This window comes from Streptomyces sp. NPDC001231 (genome assembly GCF_042896885.1).
Classification (GTDB): Bacteria; Actinomycetota; Actinomycetes; order Streptomycetales; family Streptomycetaceae; genus Streptomyces.
Window position 1 is genome coordinate 16,048 of the sequence record NZ_JBIAXS010000005.1, and the last position, 23,706, is coordinate 39,753.

General features: G+C 70.7%; 22 protein-coding genes and 3 tRNA genes. 12 read left to right on the forward strand and 13 right to left on the reverse strand.

Annotated features, from left to right (window positions below):
- The first annotated feature begins 200 nt into the window (after positions 1–200).
- Positions 201–668, forward strand: a complete 468-nt coding sequence (locus tag ACFY3J_RS07795; protein WP_390840531.1) for a hypothetical protein — start codon at positions 201–203, stop codon at positions 666–668.
- Here the strand turns inward: ACFY3J_RS07795 and ACFY3J_RS07800 are convergent.
- The 4 genes from ACFY3J_RS07800 to ACFY3J_RS07815 form a co-directional block, all read right to left on the reverse strand.
- Complete coding sequence (locus ACFY3J_RS07800) at positions 665–976, reverse strand: hypothetical protein (RefSeq protein WP_390840532.1); 312 nt, start codon at positions 974–976, stop codon at positions 665–667. The genes ACFY3J_RS07795 and ACFY3J_RS07800 overlap by 4 nt on opposite strands.
- 184 nt (positions 977–1,160) lie before the next feature.
- Positions 1,161–1,475 carry a hypothetical protein gene (locus tag ACFY3J_RS07805; protein WP_390840533.1) on the reverse strand — a complete coding sequence of 105 codons (315 nt, stop codon included), beginning with the start codon at positions 1,473–1,475 and terminating at the stop codon, positions 1,161–1,163.
- On the reverse strand, positions 1,472–1,831 hold the full coding sequence (locus ACFY3J_RS07810) for a hypothetical protein (RefSeq protein WP_390840534.1): 360 nt from the start codon (positions 1,829–1,831) through the stop codon (positions 1,472–1,474). Before ACFY3J_RS07810 ends, ACFY3J_RS07805 begins: the two co-directional genes overlap by 4 nt.
- Complete coding sequence (locus tag ACFY3J_RS07815) at positions 1,828–2,175, reverse strand: hypothetical protein (protein WP_390840535.1); 348 nt, start codon at positions 2,173–2,175, stop codon at positions 1,828–1,830. The genes ACFY3J_RS07810 and ACFY3J_RS07815 overlap by 4 nt, the downstream gene beginning before the upstream one ends.
- A gap of 207 nt (positions 2,176–2,382) precedes the next feature.
- Here ACFY3J_RS07815 and ACFY3J_RS07820 point away from each other — a divergent pair, with 207 nt between their 5' ends.
- The 4 genes from ACFY3J_RS07820 (at position 2,383) to ACFY3J_RS07835 (ending at position 6,672) form a co-directional block, all read left to right on the forward strand.
- Positions 2,383–3,237, forward strand: coding sequence for a bifunctional DNA primase/polymerase (locus ACFY3J_RS07820; RefSeq protein WP_390840536.1), 855 nt, complete (start codon positions 2,383–2,385; stop codon positions 3,235–3,237).
- Between the two features lie 2 nt (positions 3,238–3,239).
- On the forward strand, positions 3,240–4,715 hold the full coding sequence (locus ACFY3J_RS07825; protein WP_390840626.1) for an ATP-binding protein: 1,476 nt from the start codon (positions 3,240–3,242) through the stop codon (positions 4,713–4,715).
- Positions 4,716–5,191: 476 nt separating this feature from the next.
- A complete protein-coding gene (locus ACFY3J_RS07830) occupies positions 5,192–5,389 on the forward strand; it encodes a helix-turn-helix domain-containing protein (RefSeq protein ID WP_390840537.1) in 198 nt (65 codons plus the stop codon).
- Positions 5,389–6,672 (forward strand): tyrosine-type recombinase/integrase, encoded by a 1,284-nt coding sequence (locus tag ACFY3J_RS07835; RefSeq protein WP_390840538.1) that lies wholly within the window; start codon positions 5,389–5,391, stop codon positions 6,670–6,672. The genes ACFY3J_RS07830 and ACFY3J_RS07835 overlap by 1 nt, the downstream gene beginning before the upstream one ends.
- Before the next feature lie 80 nt (positions 6,673–6,752).
- Here ACFY3J_RS07835 and ACFY3J_RS07840 read toward each other — a convergent pair.
- Together ACFY3J_RS07840 and ACFY3J_RS07845 are read right to left on the reverse strand one after the other, a co-directional pair.
- Positions 6,753–6,825 (reverse strand) — tRNA-Arg (locus tag ACFY3J_RS07840).
- A 197-nt stretch (positions 6,826–7,022) separates the two neighbouring features.
- Positions 7,023–7,113, reverse strand: a tRNA-Ser gene (locus tag ACFY3J_RS07845).
- 175 nt (positions 7,114–7,288) lie between these two features.
- Between ACFY3J_RS07845 and ACFY3J_RS07850 the strand changes: the two genes are divergently transcribed.
- Positions 7,289–7,804 (forward strand): SSI family serine proteinase inhibitor, encoded by a 516-nt coding sequence (locus tag ACFY3J_RS07850; RefSeq protein ID WP_384174161.1) that lies wholly within the window; start codon positions 7,289–7,291, stop codon positions 7,802–7,804.
- A 341-nt stretch (positions 7,805–8,145) separates the two neighbouring features.
- The gene (locus tag ACFY3J_RS07855) at positions 8,146–12,930 is read left to right on the forward strand and encodes a PAS domain-containing protein (RefSeq protein WP_390840539.1); all 4,785 of its coding nucleotides are present in this window, start codon (positions 8,146–8,148) and stop codon (positions 12,928–12,930) included.
- 129 nt (positions 12,931–13,059) lie between these two features.
- On the opposite strand, the gene ACFY3J_RS07860 is transcribed toward ACFY3J_RS07855, so the two are convergent.
- From ACFY3J_RS07860 to ACFY3J_RS07870, 3 genes are all read right to left on the reverse strand, one after another.
- Positions 13,060–14,715, reverse strand: a complete 1,656-nt coding sequence (locus tag ACFY3J_RS07860; RefSeq protein WP_384174167.1) for a long-chain fatty acid--CoA ligase — start codon at positions 14,713–14,715, stop codon at positions 13,060–13,062.
- 118 nt (positions 14,716–14,833) lie between these two features.
- Complete coding sequence (locus tag ACFY3J_RS07865; RefSeq protein ID WP_384174170.1) at positions 14,834–15,391, reverse strand: SigE family RNA polymerase sigma factor; 558 nt, start codon at positions 15,389–15,391, stop codon at positions 14,834–14,836.
- Positions 15,392–15,723: 332 nt separating this feature from the next.
- Positions 15,724–16,035: a hypothetical protein gene (locus tag ACFY3J_RS07870; protein ID WP_384427227.1), complete on the reverse strand. Its 312-nt coding sequence runs from the start codon at positions 16,033–16,035 to the stop codon at positions 15,724–15,726.
- Between the two features lie 367 nt (positions 16,036–16,402).
- Here ACFY3J_RS07870 and ACFY3J_RS07875 point away from each other — a divergent pair, with 367 nt between their 5' ends.
- Complete coding sequence (locus ACFY3J_RS07875) at positions 16,403–17,287, forward strand: bifunctional DNA primase/polymerase (protein WP_384174176.1); 885 nt, start codon at positions 16,403–16,405, stop codon at positions 17,285–17,287.
- Positions 17,288–17,434: 147 nt separating this feature from the next.
- Positions 17,435–18,094 carry an NADPH-dependent FMN reductase gene (locus tag ACFY3J_RS07880; protein ID WP_390840540.1) on the forward strand — a complete coding sequence of 220 codons (660 nt, stop codon included), beginning with the start codon at positions 17,435–17,437 and terminating at the stop codon, positions 18,092–18,094.
- A 476-nt stretch (positions 18,095–18,570) separates the two neighbouring features.
- On the opposite strand, the gene ACFY3J_RS07885 is transcribed toward ACFY3J_RS07880, so the two are convergent.
- The 3 genes from ACFY3J_RS07885 to ACFY3J_RS07895 form a co-directional block, all read right to left on the reverse strand.
- Entirely contained in the window at positions 18,571–19,089 is a 519-nt protein-coding gene (locus ACFY3J_RS07885) for a YfbM family protein (protein WP_390840541.1), read from the reverse strand.
- Positions 19,090–19,318: 229 nt separating this feature from the next.
- On the reverse strand, positions 19,319–19,876 hold the full coding sequence (locus tag ACFY3J_RS07890; protein ID WP_384174185.1) for a hypothetical protein: 558 nt from the start codon (positions 19,874–19,876) through the stop codon (positions 19,319–19,321).
- Between the two features lie 161 nt (positions 19,877–20,037).
- Positions 20,038–21,561, reverse strand: a complete 1,524-nt coding sequence (locus ACFY3J_RS07895) for an alkaline phosphatase (RefSeq protein WP_384174188.1) — start codon at positions 21,559–21,561, stop codon at positions 20,038–20,040.
- A gap of 422 nt (positions 21,562–21,983) precedes the next feature.
- On the opposite strand from ACFY3J_RS07895, the gene ACFY3J_RS07900 reads away from it, so the two are divergent.
- Together ACFY3J_RS07900 and ACFY3J_RS07905 are read left to right on the forward strand one after the other, a co-directional pair.
- Positions 21,984–22,199, forward strand: a complete 216-nt coding sequence (locus ACFY3J_RS07900; RefSeq protein ID WP_384174191.1) for a hypothetical protein — start codon at positions 21,984–21,986, stop codon at positions 22,197–22,199.
- 130 nt (positions 22,200–22,329) lie between these two features.
- Positions 22,330–22,836, forward strand: a complete 507-nt coding sequence (locus ACFY3J_RS07905; protein ID WP_390840542.1) for a hypothetical protein — start codon at positions 22,330–22,332, stop codon at positions 22,834–22,836.
- 392 nt (positions 22,837–23,228) lie between these two features.
- Here ACFY3J_RS07905 and ACFY3J_RS07910 read toward each other — a convergent pair.
- Positions 23,229–23,313 (reverse strand) — tRNA-Ser (locus ACFY3J_RS07910).
- A gap of 106 nt (positions 23,314–23,419) precedes the next feature.
- Here ACFY3J_RS07910 and ACFY3J_RS07915 point away from each other — a divergent pair.
- Complete coding sequence (locus tag ACFY3J_RS07915; protein ID WP_390840543.1) at positions 23,420–23,698, forward strand: hypothetical protein; 279 nt, start codon at positions 23,420–23,422, stop codon at positions 23,696–23,698.
- The last annotated feature ends 8 nt before the right edge of the window (positions 23,699–23,706 follow it).

Genomic DNA, 23,706 nt, shown 5'->3' on the forward strand with positions numbered 1-23,706 from the left:
GGAGGCGACCCCCGACGGGTCAGGGAGACAGGGAGAACTCCCTGAACCCCTCCCTGACCCGCCTCCCTGGCCCTGACCAGCACAAATGATCGTTCAGGGAGTCAGGGAGGCACGCAGGTCAGCACCCCTGAAACCCCCTCCACAGCCACCCCCAAGGGGGTGGTTCCGCCTCCCTCACCGAGCACCGGAAGGGATTCCGCATGTACCCCGAGACCACCGGCCACGCGCCCGCCGTACGGGCCGTGGAAGTCCACCACCCCACCCCCATCACCCCGCAGACAGTGCCGGTCGCGGCACCGCTCGTCGCCGTCCAGCCGCACGCGGTTCCTGCGGTGGCGAGCGTGGTCCTGCCGGACGGGCGGGTCGTCACCGGCTACGCCATCGAGCCGGCCAAGCCCGAACCGGTCGCCGCGAAGCCGGCCGTCTCCCGCGCGGCGGTGAACGTCGCCCTCGGCGGCGTCGGGTTCCTCGCCGTCTGCGGCGGCCTGCTGCTGCTCACCACGTTCATCGCCGCACTGACCGCGCTGATCACCCAGCTCATCATCCTCGCCGCCGTCATCTTCGGCGGCTGGATCGCCGTCCAGGTCTTCACCGCGAGCGGCCACAAGGGCGGCACCACCGTGAACATCCGCCGGGCCGTGATCAAGCGCAACCACTTCCACAGCTAGGGCATGCCGGTGCCCTGTCGCTTACCACCCGCGCGCTGGCTCACCACCATCAGGATGATGCCGGTCAGCAGAAGCACGTTGCCGAACAGGGCCCACTGTCGGATGCCGATGTCGCTGATCAGCAGCCCGAAGACGATCTGCCAGCACAGGCCGAAGGCAGCCACCAACTGACCCCAGCCGTAGAGGCGAACGCGGTGAACCCGATGCCGGTTCCAGGGGAGCACCCAGCCACGCGTAATCCCCGCTACGCCCGAGGCGGCGAAGAGCAACGCCAGCAGAACACCAGGTATGGCGATGTAGAGATACATGGTCCCTCCCTGCGCGCCCGACCCACGCCGGACGTCGCCGTGATCATGGCACCCACCGCACGCCGCGTCCACGCGCTTCCGTAGCCCACAACCCTCCTGACCGGCCGGACAGTCCCAGCTACGCCAAGGGTGGCCCCCACCGTGAACAACGCCGGGCCGTGATCAAGCGCAACCACTTCCACGGCTAGCGCGTGCCGGTGCCCTGCCGGTTACGACCCGCGCGCAGGCTCACCGACGTGAGGAGGATGCCGGTCAGCAGAAGCCCGTTACCGGACAGGGTCACCCACCACCGGATGCCGGGGGCGCTGATCACCAGCCCGAAGACCACGGGCCAGCACATGGCGAAGGCCATCACCAACTGACCCCAGCCGAAGAGGCGAACGCGGCGAACCCGACGCCGGTCCCAGGGGAGCACCCAGCCACGGGTAACCGCGGCTACGCCCGAGGCGGCGAAAAGCAACACCGTCAGACCATAAAAGAGGTCGAAATAGAGCCTCATGGTCCCTCCCTGCGCGCCGAACCCACGCCGGACGACACCGTGCCGCTGCCCTGCCGATTACGACCCCTGTACTGGCCCATCATCATCAGGATGATGCCGGTCAGCCCAAGCACGTTGCTGAACAGGGCGCCCCACGGCCGAATGTCGGGGTCAGTGAGCACCAGCCAGAACACCCCACTCCCGAGGATGCCGAAGGCACACACCAACTGGCCCCAGCCATAGAGGCGAGGGCGGTGGACCGGCCGCCGGTTCGTGGGGAGCCTGGGGGGCACCCAGCCACGCGTAATCCCCGCCACGCCGGAGGCGGCGAAGAGCAAGGCGATCAGAACACCTGCTACGGCCATGTAGACCTTCATGGTCTCTCCCTGCGCGTCGGACCCGCGCCCGACGACACCGTGCCGCTGCCCTGTCGATTACCACCCGCGCGAAAGCTCGCCCTTGTCACGAAGATGCCGGCCAGCAGAAGCCCGCTGCCGAACAGGGCCCCCAACGACCGGATGGCGGGATTGCTGGTCCCCAGCCTGAATGCCTGCAAGCACAGGGCGACAGCAAGGATCAACTGACCCCGGCCATAGAGGCGAACGCGGCGAACTTGACGCCGGTTCCAGGGGGGCACCCAGCCACGGGTAACCGCCGCCACGCCCATGGCGGCAACGAGCAACGCCACCAGAACAAGAGGTACGGCGAGATAGAGCTCCATGGTTCCTCCCTGCGCGTCGGACCCGCGCCGGACGCCGCCGTGAGCATGACACCCGCCGCAGCCCGCGTCCACGCGCTTCCGTGCCCACGACGCTCCTGCCCGGCCGGACAGTCCCAGCAACGCCAAGGGCGGCCCCCACTCACGCCAATGAAACGGGGCCGCCCTTGTCCAACCAATCCACAACAGACCTGTTGGAGGTCTTCCAGCATGACCGAACCGACCGACATTCGGGGAGAGCACCTGCATACCGCTCTCTCCCTGGCAGCCTCCGGCGTGCCCGTGCTGCCGTTACGAGCTGGGAAGGTTCCGTTCGGCAACTGCCGCCGCTGCGCCGACAACGCGTGCGGTGGCCGGCCGAACATGAAGACCCCCGGCCCCTGCACCTGCCCGGCGCCCTGCCACGGCTGGGCCGCCGCCGCCACCGACCCGCACGCCATCAACTCGTCAACGTGGGCGCGAGCGTGGCGGGAAGCGGCGGCGGTGGCCTACCACCCCGGCGGCGCCGGCCTCACCGTCGTCGACCTCGACAACGCGGAAGCCATCGCATGGGCCCGTGCGAGCCTGCCCGCAACTCGAATCGTGCCCACGACCAGGGGTGAGCACTGGCTCTACCAGGGCGTCATGCAGTCCGCCAATGCCGTACGGCCCGGCGTGGACATCAAGTCGTCCATGCAGTACGCGCGGTGGCTCGGTCCCGGCGCCGGCACCATGACGGCAATCCCGGACGTCGTGCGCGCGCTGACCGTGAAAGAACCCGCCACGGTCCGGCCGGCGGCCATCACTGTGCCCGCACGGGCCGGGGGCGGGGAGTGCCCTCACCGCACGCCCGCCTACCTGGACCGTGGCATCGCCATGGCCGAGCAGCGCATCACCGAGGCCCGCAGCGCGGTCCACGCCACCGTCTACCGGACCTTCCTGGCCGTGCTGTCCACGCACGGCCGGTGCGGCTGCCTCACCGAGGCGCACACCGCGCGGCTGTTCACCGCCGCGCAGGCCAAGGGCGAATCAGCCCGCCACTGCACCGACGCATGGACCAACGCCCTCACCACGCTGGGACTGTGACTATGTCCGACGACGAGAAGACCCCGGCCCGCGAGGTCATCGCCGACTACGCGCAGGCGCACTTCCGGTACTTCCGCACCGCCGACGGGACCGTGTACGCGCAGAAGAACGGCCACCCCGTGGCCCGTCCGATCCGCTCGCAGGGCACGACGGGCAGCCACCGGCAGGAACTCATGGTCGGGCTGTTCAGGGACGGGCTGGGCGTGTTCAACGGGACCGCGCTCAAGGAGGCGCTGGACTTGATTGAAGCCCTCGCGCTGACCGAGGACGTGCAGCCCGTCTATATCCGCGTCGCCCCGGGGTTCGACGGGGCGACGTGGCTGGACCTGGGCCGCAGTGACGGGCAGTCCGTGCGTATCCACCCCACCGGCTGGGACATCGCCATCCCTGATCCGCGTGAGGTGTGCTGGCGGCGCACCCAGCTCACCGGCGAACTCCCCCTGCCCGTCAAGGACACCGATGGCAAGGGCATCGATCTCCTGCTGCGGCTGTGCAACTTCGCCACCGCGGAGACCGAGTGCCTGGCCATCGCCTGGTTGGTCGGCTGCCTCGGACCGTCCGTGCCAGTCCCCGCCCCCTTCCTCACCGGGCCGCAGGGCGCGGGCAAGTCCACCGGCGGACGGATGCTCGTGCGGATCATCGAGGGCATGAGCGGTGATCTGCGCCGGGCGCCGAAGGATGAGGAGAATCTGATTGCGGCGGTGGCGGCAGGGTGGGTCACGGCCCTGGACAACCTCTCCCACATGACCCCGGACCTGTCGGACGCGATGTGCTGCATCGTCACCGGCGCCGAGAACGTGAAGCGCGCTCTCTTCACTGACGGGGACGTGTTCCGTGCTCGCTACCGCCGCCCCCTGCTCCTGACCGGTATCGACGTGGGTGTCATCCGCCCCGACCTCGCAGAACGGCTCCTGCCGCTGCGGCTGGAACGGCCCCGCGTCCGGCGCACCGAGGCGGAACTGTGGGCTGAGTACGCGGAGGTTCTGCCCGTGGTCCTCGGGTCCCTCCTGGACCTCACGGTGAAAGTCCGCGCGGTCGAGGCAGAGACACCGACCGACCTGCGCATGGCGGACTTCGCTCACCTGTGCGCGCAGCTCGACGCGGCAACCGGCCTCGGAGCGCTCACCGCCTACCGGGCCAGTCTGGACGACCTCAACGACGACGTCATTGAGGGCGATCTCCTCGCGCAGACCGTCCTCAGGCACGCCGCAGACATCGAACAGGGCGCAGAACAGCGCATGACCTCCACCGAGTGGCTCCACTGCCTCACCCGCCTCTACACCGGCGAGGACTTCCGCCCCCTGCCCAAGGGCTGGCCCACCACCGGCAAAGTCCTCTCCGACCGCCTCAAGCGCCTCCAGCCGACCCTCGCCGCCCGGGGCGTCCTGATCGACTCGGGCCGCACCAAAGAGGGCCGCTACATCGAGATGACCCGCTCACCGGCCCCGCCCCCACACGAGCAGCAGCAGTCGTTCTGACCGACGACCGCCGACCCGCCGCACAAGCAAGAGGAGCACCACCGGCCGGGCGTGCTCCTCTTGCTGTTCGGCGGCGGCGCCGCCCTGCGCTGGACGCGCCGCGAAGCGGCTCCTTCTTCACGCCCTGAGCCGCACCGCACCACAACAGACACCCCCCTCTTTTTTTCCTAAGAGAGGAACGCTGCGTCACCTGCGTCACCGGGGCCCGGAAAACGGCGGGTGACCTGCGCATACAGCGGTGACGCAGACGGCCGGCGGCTGCGTCACCCCGCGTCACCCGCGTCACCGGTGACGGACAGCCTGCGTCACCGGTGACGCACCCCCGGCCCTCTGCGTCACCCAAAACCGCAGGTCAGACGCGTGAATGACGCAGATGACGCGGTGACGCAGAAATCCGTACCTCGGACAGACACGGGCTGCTGAGCCCCTGAAACCAACCCCATTCGCAGGCCCCGCCCTCTCCCGGAGGTCTCAACGTGCTGACCGTCGTCGCGAGCGACCCCCAAGCCCTCACCGTCCCGGAGGTCATGACCGCTCTGCGGCTGAGCCGCAGCAAGGTCTATGACCTCATTCGCACCAAACAGCTCCACAGCTACACGTCCGGCCGGGCCCGCCGCGTCCCGGTCGACGCAGTTCGCCAGTACATGCATGACCGGATGGAGGAAGCCGCTTAATGGCCAAGCGTCGCGCCAACGGCGAAGGAACGATCACCAAGCGTGCGGACGGCCGTTACCAGGCTGCTGCCTACGTATACCGCCCTGATGGGACCCGCACCCGGAAGTTCGCCTACGGCAAGACCCGCACGGAAGTGGCCGAGAAGCTGACGGAGTTGCAGGAGAAGACCCGTCAGGGCATTCCGGCCGCCGAGTCCACCATGGCGTTCGGCGACTACCTCACCTACTGGCTCGCCACCATCGCACCCCAGCGGCTCAAGCCGTCAACGCTGAACAGTTACGAGGGTCTGACCCGCCTGTACATCCGACCCGCTCTCGGCAAGAAGCGGCTGAACCGGTTGTCGCCGGCGGACGTGCGCCGGTTCCTCGCGGAGTTCAAGGACTCCTGCCTGTGCTGCCTGCGGGGTGCGGACGCGGAGCGTCCTGAGGGCAAGCGCTCGTGCTGCGCCGTGGGCCGTTGCTGTAAGCGGCGCCCGTCCGCCCGGACCGTCCAGTACATCCATGCCGTCCTCCGGTCCTCGCTGCAACAGGCCATTCGGGAAGAGCTGATCGCGCGGAACGTCGCGCGGATCGTGGAGACCCCCATCGTCACCCGCAAGGAGGTGCGTCCGCTGGACGCCGCAGAGGCTCGCATCATGCTCAAGACCGCCCGCTCCCACCGCCTCTACGCCCTGTGGCTGCTGCTCGTGTCCGCGGGTCTGCGACGGGGTGAGGCGCTCGCCCTCACCTGGGCGGACGTCGACCTCACGAACGGACAGCTCCGTGTCCGCCGGAACGTACAGCGCATCCGGCGTGAGCTGATCTTCGGCAGCCCCAAGACCATGCGCTCCATTCGTACGGTGTCCCTCCCGAAGCACTGCATGCGGGCACTCGCACAGCACCGAGCCCAGCAGGAGCGGGAACGCAAGGTCGCAGGGAAGAAGTGGCTGCCCACACCGGGGCAACCGGACGGGCTGATCTTCACCACGACGACCGGTCGCGTCACGGACCCCCGCAGCCTGAACCGGATGCTCACCATCCTGTGTCGGAACGCCGGCGTACGGCGGGTGCGGGTGCACGACCTCCGACACACGTGCGCGTCGCTCCTGCTCGCCCAGGGCGTGGACGCTCGCACGATCATGGAAACGCTCGGGCACAGCACGATCACGATGACGCTGGACACCTACGCGCACGTGATGAGCACGACGCTCCAGGCCGCCGCCGCCCGGATGGACGACGCACTGGGCCTGGACGAGCCGGCGGAGGAATCAGACGGCGATCAGGAGCCGCACGCCGAGGAGTGATCGTCACTTCGGGCTGCGTTGATGTCAGCCGTTGATGTCAAAGGCCCCTCAGGATCATCCTGAGGGGCCTTTGACCTGTGTGCACTCGGCAGGATTCGAACCTGCAACCTTCTGATCCGTAGTCAGATGCTCTATCCGTTAAGCTACGAGTGCTTGTTCTGTTTTTCGTCTTCGCTTTGGGCCCTTCCGGGCCGCTCGCGGCGACAGGAAGAACATTACATGACTGCCGCCGTCATGTGAAATCCATTCCCCCCACCCCTTGTGACCTGCGGAAACAAGGTCTGAAGCGGGACGGAGCCGACAACGCCGAAGCCCCGGTCTGAAGGGACCGGGGCTTCGGTGATCATGCGCGGAGGCGGAGGGATTTGAACCCTCGATGGGCTTTAAGGCCCAAACCGCATTAGCAGTGCGGCGCCATAGACCGGACTAGGCGACGCCTCCAGCACAACCGCTCACGCGAGCGCGCGAGTGGTGCGTGCAGATGATGACACAGCCGAGTGGGGTGTCACCAATCGCCCCCTACGGTACTAGGCGGGTGGGGCCCAGGGCAAAGTCCTTCTGGTGGCGTCGGGCGGCCGGGGCGCAACGTCCGGGGGCGCGAGGCGTTAGTCCGGGCATGACGCAGATCGAATCTCTCCCAGCTCGACGTTCCGCGGTGTCGCGGGCGCTGGCACTCGGCGCCTCCGCCGTGTTCGCCGGACTCGCCTCGGTCTCCGCCGTGCCCGCCGCCTCGGCCGCGGCGCCGCCGCCCGTCCGGGTCGAGGACCGGGCCGGCGACCACCTCACCGTCACCGTGCGGCACGCGGGCCCGGGCAGGGACGGGACCTACAGGCTGTACTGCCACCCGGCCAGGGGTAGTCACCCGGACGCCCGCCGCGCCTGCGACGTGCTCGACCGGAACACGCGCTGGGGGCGGGAGCCCTTCGCCCCCGTGCCCTACGACAGCATGTGCACCATGCAGTACGGCGGTCCTGCCACCGCCCGCATCACCGGGACGTGGGCCGGGCGCCGCGTCGACGCGGCCTACGACCGCCGCGACGGCTGCCGGATCGACCGCTGGAACCGGCTCGTGCCGCTGTTGCCCGACCTCAGCGCTCCGAGGCCGGCCGCGGTGTCCCGTAGCGGCGCGTAGGCGGGAACCTGCGCGCGCAGGCACGTGCCCGTGCGTAGGCGGGAAACGGGGGCACCGGCACGTACCCGTGCACAGGCGGGGACGGGGCACCGGCACGTACCGGCGCGTAGGCACGTGTCGAAGGTGTGGTGGACCGGGAGTCCGTAAAGGTCTCGCGGAGGTCGTGCGAAGCGAAATCGTCCGGTCACAGGTTCGACGTCAACTCCGCGTGCGACCTCCCTCTCATCCGGCGTCGCGGGAGCAACCTCAGCGCATAGACTCCCTCGCGTGACACGCTGCGGGCCGGTTGGCAAGATGGCCTCCGCGGTCGGCAAGGTGCGGTGACAGGGAGGAAGCGTCTCGTGAGCAGCAGGCCATCCCGAGGCGCTGCTCGCCTCGCTGCCATACTCGACGCGCTGCCCGACGCCCTGGTGCTGGTCAACGCGAACGGCACCGTCGTCAACGCCAACACCATCGCGCTGGAGGCCTTCGAGACGCCGGGCACCGCCCTCGTCGGACGGGGCCTGCTCGATCTGCTGCCGCAGTTCGACTCCAAGCTGATTCCCGGCTCCATGCGCCGCCCCGACCACATCGACCCGCGCGGGCGGACCAAGCCCACCCGGATGACGGCGCGACGGACCGACGGGTCCGAGTTCCCCGTCGAGGTCACGAGCGCGAATCTGGAGAACAGCCAGCAGGCCTACGACGGTCACGGCTACAGCGGCGACGAACTGCTGATGCTGGTCGTCCGCGATCTGTCCGGCACCGTCGACACCGAGGCCGAACTGGCCCGTTCGCAACGGCAGACCGAGATGATCCTGCGGGCTGCCGCCGAGGGTGTCGTGGGCACCGACACCGACGGGCGGATCGTGCTCGTCAACCCAGCCGCCGCCCAGATACTGGGCTACCGGGCCGGTGAACTCGGCGGCCGCGAGCTGCACACCCTCGTCCTGCACTCGCGCCCCGACGGCTCCCCCTTCGCGTACGGGGAGTCCCCGCTCGCCGACACCCTGCGCTCCGGGCGCAAGCACCGGGTGCGCGGGCAGGTGCTGTGGTCCAAGGCCGGCGACAAGGTTCCCGTCGATCTGACCACCGCGCCGGTGCGCGACGGCGACCAGCTCGTCGGCGCCGTCATGACCTTCACCGACCGGCGCCCCTACGACGCGCTCGCCGACGAGAAGGCCGCCGAGGAACAGCGCCACGAGGAGCAGCTCGAACAGCTCGCCGAGGAGCACGCCTCCGAGCTCACCGCCCTGCGCCAGCAGCACGTCACCGAGATCGAGGAACTCACCGAGCGCCACGAGGAGCAACTCGCGGCGAACGAGGAGCGCTACGCCGCCCTCGGCGAGCGGGAGAAGGACCGCTACGAGGCGCTGGCCGGCCGGCACGAGCAGCTGCTGACGCTCCTCGGCGGCTCCCTGCGCGGACCCCTGGACGAACTGCGCCGCGAGCTGGCCGCCCTCGCCGCCGACGACGCCGGACAGCTGTGGCCCGAGGCCAACCAGGTGCTGCACCACCTGTCGGCCGGGTACTCCCGGATCACGACGCTGATCGACAACGTCCTGGGCTATCAGCGCCTCGACACCGGCAGCGAGGGGATCACCCGGACGAAGGTGATGCTGGACGCGGTCGTCGCCGCCGGTGTCGACGGCGCCGTCGAGCTGATCGGCCCCGGGCGGGTGCAGTTCGCCGTGCACGCGCCGCCCATCGAGGCCGAGGTCGACCCGCGGCGCCTGGCCACCGCGCTCGCGCACCTCGTCGCGGACGTCGCAGGCGTCGACGCGACCGGGAACTCGCCCGTCTCGGCGGGCGGTTACATGGACAACACCGTCGTGGTGGCGGCGGCGCAGCGCGGTGAGGTCGTCCGGATCGAGGTGCGCGGGCCGTACGCCGGGGGAGACCCGGTGCACGAGCCGATCGTGCGCGGGATCGTCCGGGCGCACGGCGGTGTGCTCCAGACCCACGAGGTGCCGGGCATGAGCGGCAGCGCGTACGTCCTGGAGGTGCCGCTCGGCGGCGGTGCCGGCGTCGTCGCGGCCCCGCCCCCGGCCCCGGTTCACGCCCTGGAGCCGGCCGCGGTTTCCGAAGAGCCCGCCCCGGCGGAGCCCGCCGTGCCCGAGCAGCCTTCGGGCGGCGGACGGCGGCGGGCCCGGCGGTCCTCGACGGACGCGTTCCTGGAAAGTGACAGCGAGGGGGAGACCGCCGGTACCGCGGCGGCTCCGACCGGTCGGCGCAGGCGGCGGGCGGCCGAGCCGCCCCAGGAGACGGGGCAGGTTCCGGCCCAGGACGCGGACGGCTCCGGCGGTACGGGACGGCGGCGCGGACGGCCCGCCGACGACGCGGCGGGCGTGTCCGAGGGTGCCGTGGTCATGGCGGCCGAGCACGGCGCGGGAACGGCGGCCTCGGGTACGGGACTCGGCGGTACGGTGCCGCCGCAGGGCGTACCCGCGCCCACCGGCCGGCGCGCCCGGCGCGAGGTCGGTCCGCCCGAGGCACTGCCGGCGGCGCTGCCCGCGGCTGCCGACACGCAACCTGAGGCCACGCAGACCGAGGCGGCGAGCGGCGAGAACCCGGCGGCTTCCGGCCCACAGCCGACCGGTCGCCGTCGGCGTGCCCTGGCGGCGGCGACCGAGCGTGCCGCCGCACAGGAGGCGGCCCCCCGCCCTGTCTTCGCCCTGCCGCCCGCGGAGGCCGACCGGCCCGCCGAGGGCCCGGAGGCCGCGCCGGCGCCCCGGGTGCCGGCGCAGGGCGCCCCTGCCGTCGCCCCCCTGGGTGACGAAGGGCAGCACGAGGCCGTACGCCACGACCAGGCCGACGACCACACGCCGCCGCAGCCGCACCCCACGAGCGCGCCGACGGGACGCCGGCGGCGGGCGGTGGCCCAGCCGCAGGACACCGCGGCGGCGGGCGCGACGCCCGTGCAAGGCGCGCCGGGCGTTCCGGTTGTTCCGGTTGTTCCGGGTGTTCCGGGTGCGCCTGCCGGGGCTGTGCCCGTGCCCTTGCCGGGCGCGCCCGCGCAGGGCACGGCCGGACCGGGCGTTCCGGCTCAGGCAGGCCCGGGTGGCGCCCAGGCGCTCCCGCAGCCCGTTCCGCAGATGACTCCGGGTCAGCCCGCCGTGCCGCAGGGCGTGCCCGCTCAGCCCGCCGTGCCGCAGGGCGTGCCGGGACAGCCCACCCCGCAACAGGTGACTCCCGGTCAGCCCGTCGCCCCCCAGGGCCTGCCCGGTCAACCCGTACTGCCGCAGGGAATGCCCGGTCAGCCCGCCGCACCGCAAGGCCTGCCTGCTCAGCCCGTCGCACCGCAGGGCGTGCCGGGACAGCCCGCCCCGCAACAGATGACTCCCGGTCAGCCCGTGACGCCACAGGGTCTGCCCGGTCACCCCGCCGTGCCCCAGGCGGCTCCCGGACAACCGGGTGCAGGGCCGCAGGTTCCCGGGCAGCAGCTCGTTCCTGGACAGGTGCCGCCCACGCAGCATCCGTCCGGGCAGGCGGCCCTGCCCGCACAGGTGCCGTCGCCGGAACACGGGGCCGCGGGTACGGCGCCCGCCCCCGCGCACGGCATCGCCGGTCAGCCGCTCCCCCAGCAGCCCGCCGCACTCGCTCCCGCGCAGAACCCCGCCGTCCCGGCCCCGGCTCCCGCCCAGCCCTCGGCCGGGCCGCTCCCCGCGCAGCCCGTCCCGGCGCAAGGCATCCCGGCCCCGGACACCCCGGCGCAGGCAGCCCCCGGCGCGGGTGGCGGCCCCGTACCGCCGAACGCCACCGGCGCCCCCATGCCCCCGGCCCAGGCCCTTCCCCAGCCGCCTGCACCTGGTGCATCCGGTACTCCAGGTACGCCGCCCCCCGGAATCCCGGCCGCCGCCGGCCCCGTCCTCCCTCCCGAGCAGGCGACGGGACAGGCCACCGGGCAGCAGCCCGGCCCCGGCGCCCCGGCACCGCGCGCGGCCCAGCCGCTCCCCGCCGAGGCCGCCGCTCCCGTCGACCCCAACTCGACCCAAGGGCGGGCGATCAGCGTGCGCACGCTGGGGCAGGGCGTGCCGTTCAGCCGGCAGGCGGCACAGGTGCAGGCACCGCAGCCGCCGTCGGCCACGCCGCCCCCGCAGACGACCGGCGGTTCCGGCCGCCGCCGCAAACTGGGCACTCCGCCCGACCCGGCCGCCGCCGCGCGCCCCCAGACGCAGACCCCGCCGCAGACGCAGGCACAGCGGCCGGACCAGACGGCCCGCCCGCACCCGCCGGCCGAGCAGCCCCCCGCGCAACCCTCCGTGGGCGGACCCGCCATGGCCGTCGGCACCGAGGGCGGCGGACGGTCGTACGCCATCGGGGCGCCGGACGAGAACGCCGCCGAGGGTCCCGAGCCGCTGGACGGTCCCGGCGGTGCCGTGGAGATCGCGGACACCCCGCGGCCGCAGCCGATGGACGACGAACTGCCGCCGGAACCGCTGGACAACCCGCGCAGGCTGCTGGTCTGGCCGGCCCCCGACGTCACCACCCAGCAGGCGCTGAGCGACCGTGGCTACCGGCCGGTCATCGTGAACTCGCGCGAGGAGGTGGACGCGCAGATCGCGGCCTTCCCCGCCGCGCTGTTCGTCGACCCGCTGACCGGGCCGATCACGCGCACGGCGTTGCAGTCGCTGCGGCAGGCGGCGGTCGCCGCCGAGGTGCCGGTGCTGGTCACGGCCGGACTCGGGCAGGCGACACGCGAGGCGGCCTACGGCGCCGATCCGGCCGTACTGCTGAAGGCGCTCGCGCCGCGCGACAGCGAGCAGCATCCGCCGCGTGTGCTGCTGATCGAGGAACACGCGGAGATCGCGCTGGCGCTGACGGCGACGCTGGAGCGGCGGGGGATGCAGGTGGCGCGGGCCGCGAGCGACAACGACGCGGTGACGCTCGCCGGGCAGTTCCGGCCGAACCTGGTCGTGATGGACCTGATGCAGATGCACCGGCGCCGCGCCGGGATCCTGGACTGGCTGCGCGCGAACGGGCAGCTCAACCGCACGCCGCTGGTCGTCTACACGGCCGCCGTCGGCCAGGCCGACCTGCCGCGGCTGGCCTCGGGCGAGACGGTGCTGTTCCTCGCGGAGCGGTCCACCAGCGACGAGGTGCAGAGCCGGATCGTCGACCTGCTGGCCCGCATCGGTACCAACTGACCAGCCGCCCAGCCGACCGACTGGCCCACGTCCTTACGACGCGGGGGCGCCGGGCGGGGATCCGTGGTGCTCCCCGCCCGGCGCCCCGGCGTCGTACGCGTGCGCGTGCGTGTGCCGTCCGGTCCGCGGTCAGATCCGGGTGACGTCCAGCTCTCCGGCGGCGTACTGCCTGCGCAGCACCTTCTTGTCGAACTTGCCGACGCTGGTCTTCGGAACAGTCTCGATGATCGTCCAGCGTTCCGGGAGCTGCCACTTGGCGATCCCGCGCTCCTCCTGGAGGAAGGCGCGCAGCACCTCGAAGCCGGCGGTGGCGCCCTCCTTGAGGACGACGGTGGCCAGCGGGCGCTCGCCCCACTTGTCGTCGGGGACGGCGACGACTGCGGCCTCGGCGACGTCCGGGTGGGACATCAGGGCGTTCTCCAGCTCGACGGAGGAGATCCACTCGCCGCCCGACTTGATGACGTCCTTGGCCCGGTCGGTGAGGGTGAGGAAGCCGTCGGGGCTGATCGTGCCGACGTCGCCGGTCTTCAGCCAGCCGTCCTCGCTGAACTTGTCGGCCGGGCGCAGCGGTTCGGCGCCGGGGCCGTTGTAGTAGGCGCCCGCGATCCACGGTCCGCGGACCTCCAGCTCGCCCGCGGACTCGCCGTCCCAGGGGAGGCGTTCGCCGCCGGGTCCGGTCAGGCGGGCCTCGACGCCGGCCGGGAAGCGGCCCTGGGTGAGGCGGTAGCCGAACTCCTCGTCGGTGCCGACCGCGTGGGCCGGCGGGCGGGCCACCGTGCCGAGCGGGGAGGTCTCGGTCATGCCCCAGGCGTGGCAGACCCGCATGCCCAGCCGGTCGAAGGCCTCCATGAGGGAGGGCGGGCAGGCCGAGCCGCCGATGGTGACCTGAGTGAGGGCGGAGACGTCGCGGGACCGGGCGGTCAGCTCGGCGAGCAGCCCCTGCCAGATGGTGGGCACGGCGGCGGCGTGGGTCGGCTTCTCCCGCTCGATCATCTCGGCGAGGGGAGCCGGCTGCAGGAAGCGGTCCGGCATCAGCAGGTTGACGCCGGACAGGAAGGTGGCGTGCGGCAGGCCCCAGGCGTTGACGTGGAACTGCGGGACCACCACGAGCGTGGTGTCCTGGTCGGTCAGGCCCATGGACTCGCTCATGTTGACCTGCATGGAGTGCAGGTAGACCGAACGGTGGCTGTAGACCACGCCCTTGGGGTCACCCGTGGTGCCGGAGGTGTAGCACATGGCGGCGGCCTGGCGTTCGTCCAGCTCGGGCCAGTCGTAGGTGACCGGCTTGGCCGCGATCAGGTCCTCGTACTCGTGCACCCGGGCGTGGGAGCCGTCGAGCGGGGTGCGGTCGCCGGGGCCCGAGACGACGACGTGCTCGACCGTCTTCAGGTGCGGCAGCAGCGGTCCGAGCAGCGGGATCAGGGAGCCGTTGACGATGATGACGCGGTCGGCGGCGTGGTTGACGATCCAGGCCAACTGCTCGGCGGGCAGCCGCAGGTTGAGGGTGTGCAGCACCGCGCCCATGCTCGGGATCGCGAAGTACGCCTCGACGTGCTCGGCGTTGTTCCACATGAGGGTGGCCACACGGTCGTCGGCAGCGACGCCGAGGTCGTCGCGAAGGGCGTGCGCCAGCTGGGCCGCGCGCTCGCCGATCCCGGCGAAGGAGCGGCGGTGCGGCTCGCTGTCACCAGTCCAGCTGATCACCTGCGACGCCCCGTGGATCGTCGACCCGTGGGCCAGGATCCTCGAGATCAGCAGCGGTACGTCCTGCATGGTGCTCAGCACGGCGTCCTCCCGGGGCGGCGTCGCCTACGCGGTGGTAAGGGCTGCGCTGATTCTGCTCACATACCGCGTGGTATGTCACTAGTCCCGGATGATCGATCACACAACGTTCCCCCAACGGTCAGCGCACGCGCACCAGTTCCGGATCCTCCCGCAGCTTGCCGAGCGCCCGCGACACCGCCGACTTCACCGTCCCCACGGATACTCCGAGCACCTCGGCCGTCTGGACCTCGGAGAGGTCCTCGTAATACCTCAGGACGACCATCGCCCGCTGCCGGGCGGGCAGCTTCATGATCGCCCGCCACATGGCGTCGCGCAGCGCCTGCTGCTCCGCCGGGTCGGTCGTCCCGGGCGCCGGCTCCGGCTCGGGCAGTTCGTCGCAGGCGAACTCGTCGACCTTCCGCCTGCGCCACTGCGAGGTGCGGGTGTTCAGCAGCGCGCGGCGCACATAGCCGTCGAGCGCCCGGTGGTCCTCGATCCGCTCCCACGCCACATACGTCTTGGTGAGCGCGGTCTGCAACAGGTCCTCCGCGTCGCTCGGGTTCGCGGTCAGCGACCGGGCGGTGCGCAGCAGCAGCGGCTGCCGGGCCCGTACGTACGACGCGAAGGACGGGTACGCCGGAGTCCGGGTCGCCGGTACGGCGGCTTTCGACACGCTGGTGCAGACGGGTGTGGTCATGGCTCCACGCTAGGAGCGGCACCCGCTCCCGCGGATCGCCCGCAGGTCCCGCAGCCGAGTCCGCCTCAGGTTGTAGGGGTGGGGTTGGCCGCACCTCCTGAAGGTGGAGGAACGGGGCATGTGTACTGCGGGTTCACCCCTGGGGGACGTCCTGGACGGCGTCCCGGGCGACCGCCCTCCCGGGCGCGGCCGCCTGCCGCGGTCGCACGGAACACGTCTGCGCGGCGGCGCCGAAGCACCGCCGCGCAAAGGTGTGTTACGTCCCCACGAGCACACCCACCAGGGGGTTCAGGACCGGCGGGTCCCCAGAATGCGCGCCGGCCCACCCCGGCTCACCACAGACGGGTGAAGTGGATGACGACGTTCTTGTTGCCCTGCTGGATGGCCGTGAACGCGGAGCGGTTGACCTGTGCGGTGTTGCTCTGGTTCGAGGCGCCCGATCCGACCGCCTGCTGCTGCGTGGTGGACGAGTTGCCGCTGTTGTCGCGGCCGACCCCGCTGCCGACGACGCCCGCGACGCCCGCGTTCGATCCGTCGCCCGCGATGGCTCCCGTGCCCGCGGCGGCGACGCCGGTGAAGAGCGCCGCGGCGAGGGGGATGGCCGCCGCGGCGGCGAGAACACGGGCGGTACGGATGCTTGCCATGTTGCTCCTCCAGTACGAGGTACACACCGGCTGCCTTGCCGGGGAGTACATGAAGTACGGCTTTCACCTGGGCAGTTGGCCGACCGCCCGGGCCTTCTCACGACGTCGCGAGATCAGAGTTGCCCACCGGAACCCGGCGAACCACCCCGAAGCGCCCGATTCGCACGCAAGCGTGAGGACATATCGATAAACCCCTTTCGCCACCTTTCCTGCCCCCGTAAGCTCCGACGGGGGCGATGCGGACCGCTGCTCCCCATGCGCCGCAAGGGCTGAGGCGTCCCTCCGGAAGCCGCCCGAAAACACCGCCCCACGGCGCGCCGCGCCCGCCCCTCTTTTCTTTTTCGAACGTACGTACGAACATAGAAGCATGGCCACCATCGACCGGCAGGCCACGACGCTGGCCCTCGCGCACGCCCTGTCAGCCGCCGAACGCGGACTGGCCGTCATCCCCCTGTCCCGGACGAAACTCCCGGCCCTGCGCTCCCCCCACCGCGACGGCCCCGGCCCGGTGGGCCCGCCCGGTCCGCCCTGCCACGGCGAGTGCGGCCGCTTCGGCCACGGGGTGTACGACGCCTCGACCGACCCGGCCCGCATCCGGGAACTGTTCGCCGCCGCACCCTGGGCGACCGGCTACGGCATCGCCTGCGGACTGCCCCCGCACCATCTGATCGGCGTCGATCTCGACACCAAGACCGGCACGAACGCCTCGGCGGCCCTGCGTGAACTCGCTCAGCGCCACCTGTTCGCCATCCCCGCCACCGTGGTCGTCCTGACCCCCAGCGGCGGCCGCCACCTGTGGCTGAGCGGGCCGCCCGACGTCGTCGTCCCCAACTCGGCCGGACGCCTGGCCCCCGGCATCGACATCCGCGGCGCCGGCGGCTACCTGGTCGGCCCCGGCTCCCGCACCGGACACGGCGTCTACGTCACCTCCCCCGGCACCGCGCACCTCGCGCCGGCCCCCTGTCCGCGCGCCCTCCTGCGCCTCCTGCTCCCCCCGCCCCGTACCGCCCGCCACCCCGCACCGTCCTCGGCGGGCCGGCACGGCGAGGGCCTGGTGCAGTTCGTCCTGGGCGCCCACGAGGGCCAGCGCAACACCCGCCTGTTCTGGGCCGCCTGCCGCGCCTACGAGGACGGCATCGGCCCCGCCCTCGTCACCCCCCTGGTCGACGCGGCCCTGCACACCGGCCTGACCGAGCACGAGGCCCGCGCGACCATAGCCTCCGCGGCCCGTCTGACGGGCCACCGGCCCTGAGCCCCCGACGAGAACGGCCCCGAGCGGGCGCCCGATCATCGGCCTGGCCGGCTCCGGCCGCCGGTCGCACGGCGGCGCTCCCGGAACCACACTGGTCAGTGGGGCGCCCCCGCTGGAGGCGCGTCCCCACGGCGGAAGGACGGATCCATGCCCACGGACACGCCTCCCGGCCCGCTGCGGTTCCTGGTCTTCGGTGCGGCACTGCGGACCGCTTCGGCCAACGCACGCCTCGCCTCCCTCGTGGCCCGGCTCATCTCCGACACCGGTGCCACCGTCGACCTCGCCGGCATGCACGACTTCGACATGCCCTTGTACGACGGCGACATGGAGGCGACCGAAGGGCTGCCGCAGGGCGCCCTCGCCCTGCGCGACCGACTCGAGCAGAGCGACGCCTTCGTCATCTCGTCGCCGGAGTACAACGCCTCCGTGCCGGGAGTGCTGAAGAACGCGATCGACTGGGTCTCCCGTGTCCGGCCGCAGCCGTTCAAGAGCAAGCACGCGATGCTCGTCTCCGCCTCGCCGTCCCTGATCGGCGGCAACCGGGGGCTGTGGGCCCTGAGGGTTCCCCTGGAGCACCTGGGCACCCGCGTCTACCCGGACATGTTCAGCCTGGCCGACAGCTACCAGGCCTTCGCCGAGGACGGGACGCTGGCCGACACGGGGCTCCAGCAACGTCTCACCGAGACCGTGTCGGGTTTCCTGAGCCTCGTCGAAGCGGACGTGCGCTACGTCTGCCTGGAACGCCGGTGGTACGAGTTCCTGGGAGACCGCACCGAGGCGGCCATCACCCAACGGGCCGAATCGTGATGCTGCGATACCGGTGAGTCAGGGTGGGACAGGATCACGCGGAAGGGGTGCCACTGCGGAGAGCGGCACCCCTTCTGACCTGGTCTTACGTTGACCTGCTGCGGTGGGTGTGGGATTTGGACCCACGGTGACTCGCGCCACTACGCTTTTCGAGACCTTTCGGCAGTCAAGCGCGCCCGTCGCTCCACCGCAGGTCAAGTGGGTGCGAGCCTCCCAGCGGCACCGTCGTCCTCGCCGCCGTGCCCGCCACGTGCCCCAGGCCCGGGGTCGTGCCCGCTGAACCAGGCGCCCCGCAGAGCTTTCAATTCACCAGCGAGGCCCTGATGCGCTCGATGGCTCGCAGAACCTCGACTCGGTTCTTGGTGCTCTTGATCCACGTCGGCAGTCTGGCAACGAACGTCATCTTCCGCCCGTTCGAGTCCCAAGGAGGACGTTCGTGCAGCGGCGCCTGAACGAACTGCCTTATCAGGAGCCTGTCAGTCCAGCCAGACGAGCACCGCGTCGTTCGCCCTGGCGGCAGCCTCGAAGAACTGTGTGAGTCCGTCGTACCAGTGACGCGCCCACTCCAGCACGCCGGGCTCACTCCATCCGAGGGGGTACGCCCCAGCAAGGGGGTACACCTCAGCGTTGGTCAGCTCAGCAGGATCCACCCCACTGATGAGCTGGGTGTAGGTGGTCGCCCTCAGAGCTTCCCCGGCGAGCCGGACCCGCTCGGGCCGCAGGTACCTCGGAGGCCCGTATCCCCAGTCCTCGTCCTCGGCGAACGGCTCCTCACCATGGATCACGTCCACCGAGAACTCGGCACGCTCCAGCAAGAAGCCGAGCATGTCCCAGGTCTTGTACGTGCTGAAGTGACGCGCCTCAGCCGGCGCAGGCTCGGACTCCTCCTCGGCGTCCTGGACCTCTGCAACGAAGTCCAACGCCCAGTCGGGGTCTTGGATCACTCGGTCAAGCTCAGCAGCCGTGACACGCAGGTACTCACCGATCATGCTCATGACCGGAGGCTAGGCGAGATCGCTGACAGGGACCGCAGCGCCCGTCTCAGAACAACGCCCAGCAGCCCGCCAACAGACTTGGACCTGGAGTGGAAGCTTCGGGCGGGCAGCCGGAAAGGTCATGCAGGTGATCAACGCTATTGCTCCCCCAGGAGGGACAACACACCACCCACTACGGCTCGCGACCTGCTCAGAGCCACTCCGCGGCCCGTCGGCCGTAAAACCGCCGCTACTCGTTCACCAGCACCGGGATGGAGACCACGGCGGCAGCAGGGGTGCCCTGGATGCCCTTGGCGGGGATGGTGAAGTCGATCCCCCCGTTCTCGGCCTGCGGGCCGGAGTGCTCCCCGTGGGCGTGGCCCTCCTCGGTGTGCTCGAAGGTGCCGGTGCCCAGCAGGCGGCCCTGGGCGTCGTAGTAGGCGGCACGCAACTCGAGGGCGATGAGGTCGCTGACGTCGGAGGTGACGACCAGGTGTCCGGTGACGGCGGCCGGTCCCTCGGCGAGGGCGAGCTTGGTGATCCGGACCCGGTCGGTGAAGGGCCCGTCCGATATACGGACCTCACCGGGGGTGGCGGCGGGGCTGAGGCTGGCCGCCGGAGCGGGGGCGGAACGAGGCGTGGGCAGGGCGAGTTCGCTGGACGTGGCCGACGATGCCGTGCTGTGCGGCCGGCTGTCCTGGCCGTTGCTGGTGCAGCCGGTGAGTGCGCCGAGCACGAGGACACCCACGGCCGTGGCGGAGGCGACGCGAACACGGGTACGGCTGCGGGGGCTTGCGGGAAGGGTCATGGGGAGGACTCCTGGTACGGACTCGGGACGGTCGGCGCCCGACCGACGGCTTCCGCGTCCCTGGGCTGCCGGCATTGGCCAGTCGGCCTTCGTCAGGAGCGGGTGCGGAAACCGGACGGGGCCGGGAGCGCGGTATGCGCTCCCGGCCCCGCTTCACGTGATCAGTGCTGCTGCTTGGCCGGCTGCGAGCGGAACAGCGACGTGTACATCTTCCGGTACAGGTCGGTGTTGTCCTGGCTTGCACCGAAAGCGTCGGCGCCGGGGCCGAAGGCGTAGATCGGCACGTCGGCACCGGTGTGGTTGCCCGACAGGTAGGTCAGCCACAGGCTGGCCTCCGGGGAACCGTCCTTGACGCCCTTGGGGTCGTCGGCGGTGCGGAAGGTGGCCGGGGCGAAGTTCTTCGCGTCACCCGCGCCGGCTCCGTTGACGATGCCGGTGGAGCGGGTCCGGTCGAGCACGTTGCCACCCGCGCGCGACGGCGTGGAGTTGTTCGCCGTGTTGCCCGAGTCGACGTTCACCGGAGGCGCGGCCGCCTCGGCGTTGGTGAAGGTGCCACGCTCGATGATGTTGAAGCCGGCGCACTCGTGGTCGGCGGTGACGACGACCAGGGTGTGGCCGTCCTTCTTGGCGAAGTCGACCGCGGCCTTGACGGCGTCGTCGAACGCCTTGATCTCGTCAAGGGTCTGCGCAGCGTCGTTGGCGTGCGAGCGCTTGTCGATCAGCGCGCCCTCGATCTGGAGCAGGAAGCCCTTCTTGGAGGCACCGTCCAGCAGGGAGATGGACTTCTTGGTCATCTCCGCCAGGGTCGGCTCCTGCTTCTCGGCGGCACCCGCCGGAAGCTTGGCCTTGGCGTTCTCCACGGTCAGGTTGCCGCGGTTGAACAGGCCGATGACCTTGCCCTTCTTGACCTTGTCAAGCTCGGACTTGGTGGCGGCCTGCTGGCTGGCGGCCGTCTGCTCGCTGAGCTTGGCGTCACCGAAGCTGCCGAGGACCTGATAGCCCTGGGCCTTCATCGCCTTCTCGTCGTCCGGCTGGAAGCGGGACAGGCCGCCACCGAGGATGACGTCAGCGACGCCGTTGCGGGCGATCTGCTGGGCGATCGGGGTGATCAGGGTCTTGTCGGCCGGCTTGTTCTCGTACGTGCCGTCAGCGTTCTTCGGCAGGCACGAGGCGTCGGAGTAGGTCGGGCCCTGGCAGCCGCGGAGCAGCGCGTGGCTGAACATGCCGGCCGGAGTGGCGTCGGTGATCTCAGCGGTGGAGACGTTGCCCGTGGCGAAGCCGGCCTTCTTGGCCTGCTCCATCAGGGTCGGCGCGGACTTCTCGTACGAGTCCACGCCGATAGCGGCGTTGTAGGTCTTCACACCCGACGCCCAGGCGGTGGCCGCGCTGGCGGAGTCGGTGACCAGTGCGGGCTGGTCGCTGCCCTTCTCGACGGCGTACGTCGAGACGGCGCCGTAGAAGGGCATGCGCTCCATGTTGAGCTTGCCCTCGGCGCCGTAGAAGCGCTCACGCCCGGCAGTGACGTGGGTGCGGCCCATGCCGTCGCCGAGCAGGTAGATGATGTTGCGGATGTCCTTGCCCTTGGCAGGGGTGTCCTTGGGCGCGGAGTTGGCCGCCGCCGGCATGCTGGCGGCCAGCGCGCCCGCAGTGGCGAGGACCGTCAGGATTCTGACGGATTTGCGCATCGCCGATGCTCCTCGATCGATGAGGCATTCACGGCTCCTCTTGTGGCAGCCACAAACGCGCCCGGCGGGATACCGGGTAAAGGCACGTTAAAGGCGGGTCGTGAACCGGCTGCCACCGCCGGGTGTACTGAACCCGAACGTGCCCGAAGAATGGTTGGGACAATGAACCGATATGTCCTTATTTGATATGGCCAGGGCTTCCGTGCGGCGGACCGGGATGGTGCGAGCACACCGATCCCTTCAGTACCCGAAGACCGTGGTGCCCGCGGTCTCCTCTGCGGTGTGGGCGGTAGTCAGCGTCTGACGCGGCTGTGGACGGCCCTCGCTGCCCTGACCAGGACGGTGGCCCGACGCTGCGCTCGGGTACCTCGACTGATCCACGCCGCGATGCGTCCCGCACGGCCCGGCCGCAGGATGGTGCCATGACTGCTCGCGTGATCGTGGACCCGCCCGGGGAAGGCGGCGGCCGGCAGGTGCGAGCCGACGGGACCACCATCGGCACGGCGTACAGCCTGCACGACCTGTCAGTCTTCATGGAGCGGGCCGGTCTGGAAGGCATGGACGAACTGGACGTGGCGATGTCGCCCCTGGTGGAGTGGCACGGCGGCGGGCCCGAGGTGTGGCCGGCGACGGATTGACACCGGAGCGGCCCTCTTCCCTTGCGGAGACGGGCCTGGGACTTGTCGTGGCCGTGCCCTCGCGGTGCCGCTCAGTCCTCGACCTCGATTGAGAACAACTCGTCGCCGACGAACTGCTACGTTCCCGCGCATGAAGATCCGGAAGTGGGTCGGCCGCAGCATATCCGTGCTGGCCGCGGGTGGGGCACTGGTTCTGATGACGGCGTGCAGCGGGGAGGCCGGCAAGCCGAGCCCGACTGGGGAAGCGAAGCCAGCGGCGACGGCCCCGAAGGTGAAGCCCGATGCGGCGACGGTCCCGAAGGTGAAGCCCGATGAGATGAGGGCGACGAGATCTGCTGCGCTTCAGTACACGAGCTTCGCTGCGGCGGAGACGTTCTCCGGTGTTTGTGTCACTGACCACCAATGCCAGGCGACTCTCATCCTGATTCAGCCGCTTGCGGCTCCCGTGGCGCAGCAACTGCACGACGAAGCGGGGGCGGATCCGTACTACGCGGATCTCCGCGACCTGGCCGACAGGGTGTCCAAGGGTGTGCAGGAGACGGATGCGGCGGACCTGGCCGCGATGGATGCCGTCCTGAAGGACGTCATGAAGCTGAAGGAGCGGCTGGATCACGAAATGGACCTCGGGCACTTCTAGCCTCGGACACGACCCGGCCCCCGCCGGGTCGGTGCGGTCGACCTGCGATACCCGCACGGCTTCGATGTCGGCGATCTTTCCGTTCACGATCTCGGCCTCAAGAGGTGCCGTGCCCGGTGTTCGTCTCGCTGGGGTCCAGCTTGTCGGCCCTCGCCCCGGTCGTACCGAGCACGTCGCCGTCCTTGTCGATGAACTCCAGCACGCGCTGATCGAGCGGGGGCGACGGAGCACGAGAGTGCGGGCTAGGGACCCTGATTCTTGACCGCAGGTTGGCCGCACACCCTGGTCAGAGATGGGAAACCGGCGAGCCAGGGTGAGACAAGGTCACGCGGAAGGGGTGCCGCTCCGGAGAGTGACACCCCTTCTGACCTGCAAGCTTCTGACCTGCTACGCGGTGGGTGTGGGATTTGAACCCACGGTGACTCGCGCCACGACGGTTTTCAAGACCGTTCCCTTAGGCCGCTCGGGCAACCCACCTCGTCCCCGCCCACCAGGGGCGGAGCGGGTACAGCGTACCGGCCTCCGGCGTCTCGCGGGGTTCGTGGCCCACATGGGGTCCACTGGCTGAGGAGTACGGGGAGGTATGGATGGCTGCCCGCACGGCAGTGTCGGCGGAGTCTGCCTTGTCGATGACCCCAAGCTGCCGAAACCAGAGCTCGACAAGGCTGCTGCAGAAAAGCGAGCAGAGGCACTTAAACACCTCAAGCCGGGAAGTCCTGTTTCCCTGATTGCCCAAGAGGTCTACGGAGAATGGCGCCCCGTCTGGATCGTCAACATGATCCAGGAGGGGGAATCGAAACCTTGGGGATCAGCCGTCCACCTTGATGCGGTGTCGGGCAGGATGGTCCAGCCCGAGGACTGACTGTCGTG